General features: G+C 71.7%; 2 protein-coding genes. One reads left to right on the top strand and one right to left on the bottom strand.

Going from position 1 to position 1,744, the window contains the following annotated elements; all coding sequences use genetic code 11:
• Positions 1 to 648 (bottom strand): MFS transporter (locus B7767_RS35585; RefSeq protein ID WP_143652811.1); only part of this gene is annotated, 648 nt, incomplete at its 3' end.
• Between the two features lie 251 nt (positions 649 to 899).
• Between B7767_RS35585 and B7767_RS35590 the strand changes: the two genes are divergently transcribed.
• Positions 900 to 1,442 (top strand): hypothetical protein, encoded by a 543-nt coding sequence (locus B7767_RS35590; protein ID WP_085575659.1) that lies wholly within the window; start codon positions 900 to 902, stop codon positions 1,440 to 1,442.
• Positions 1,443 to 1,744 lie beyond the last annotated feature (302 nt).

The raw sequence follows: 1,744 nt of genomic DNA on the forward strand, positions 1-1,744 counted from the left end.
CCCGAAGACGATCACCAGGGCGCGGGTACGGCGGTCCGGCCGGCGCGGGGCGCCCCGCTCGGTCCGTCCCGCGTCCGCCGGGGTCAGTGGCTCGCACCGCATCAGCGCCCGTCCCGCGACGGCCGTCACGAGCAGCCCCACGGCGGCGAGCCCCCACAGGTGCCGGGCGGGCGACAGCGAACCGGCGACCAGGGCGCCCAGCCCCGCGCCGATCATGCCGCCCAGACTGAACGCGGCGTGGAAGCTCGGCATGACGGGCCGCCCCAGCGCGGCCACCAGGTCGACGGCGGCACTGTTGAAGGCGACGTTGATCCCGCCGTACGCCGCGCCGAACAACAGCAGTACGGTGCCGAGCGCGAGGGCGGAATGGGTCAGCGGGGGCAGCCCGACGCTCAGGCAGAGCAGGACCGCGCAGACGACGGTGACGAGATGGCTGCCGTACCGGCGGCACAGGCGGCCGGTGAGCGTCATGGTGATCACGGCCCCGGCGGAGACACCGAGCAGGGCCAGACCGAGGGCGCTCGCGGAGGCGCCGGTCTGTTCCTTGATGGCGGGGATGCGCACCACCCAGCCGGCGAAGACGAAGCCGTCGAGGGCGAAGAAGGCGGTCAGGGCGAGACGGAGTCGGACGAGGTCGGTACCCGGCACCACACTGTGCGAACGGGTTTTGTTTATCAGTGGCACAAAGTCAGGCTAGGCAGCGTCGCGGCCTGCGGCAAGAGAGGCCGGAAAGAGGCGGGCGCGGCCGGTGTGCCGCCGGAGGAGTGGGGACGTTAACCCGTGTGATCGTCCCGGATGGTGGGACCGGGCGCCGTGGATGAGCGTGGATCATGCCGGAGACCGGGACATCCGTGCTGACGAGGAGTCAGCTGCCCAGTCTCCCGTGGAAGGACTCCCAGATGCGCTCTGCCCGCATGGTGCTCGCCACCGCGACGGCCACGGCGGCCCTCGCCATCGCCGCGCCCGCAGCCTACGCCGACCACTCGGGCGAGGGGGGCTACGACAAGTCTTCTCACAGCAAGGAGTACGACAAGGAGAGCAAGGAGGACAAGGAGAGCAAGGAGAGCAAGGAGAGCAAGGAGTACGACAAGGAGGACAAGGAGTACGGCAAGGAGAGCAAGCACGACAAGCCGCACGGCGGCGTGCACACGGGCGGTGGGGCCCTGACCGCCGTGGGCGAGGAGGACTGGGGCACCGCCAAGGACCCGAAGTACGACCCCGAGACGTACAAGGAGAAGGACGACTCGGGCAGCGAGGAGTCCTACGGCGGTAAGCAGGACAAGGAGTGGAGCAAGGAGGAGAAGCCGCGCGGCGGGATGCACACGGGCGGCGGCGGGCTCGCCGAGCCCGGTGTCACCGCGGGCGGTCTGGCCGCACTGGCGGTCCTCGGCACCGGCGCGTACGCGCTGCGCCGCAAGAAGGCCGCCGGGAGCGTGGCCTGAGCCATGCCCGGCTCCATAGACGGGGCCGTCGTACGTGCCTCGCGCGTCATGACGGCCCCGCTCGCTCGTCCGTGTGCCGTGTCCGAATGAGGTGGTCCCCCCGATGCCGGCCAGTCCCCCTTCCCCCCTCGAAACCGATCAGGCGTCGCCGACGCGGCGGAGGCTGCGCACCGTCATGACGGCGGTCTTCTGGAGCGGAGCCGGCCTGCTGCTGGCCACGACGCTGATGGGCGGAGGGGAGGACCCTCCCGACGACGCGCACGGGCCGCGCGCGGCGTCCGCGGTCTCCGCCGCGCCGTCCA

Origin of the sequence: Streptomyces sp. 13-12-16 (assembly GCF_002114215.1) — a bacterium.
Classification (GTDB): Bacteria; Actinomycetota; Actinomycetes; order Streptomycetales; family Streptomycetaceae; genus Streptomyces.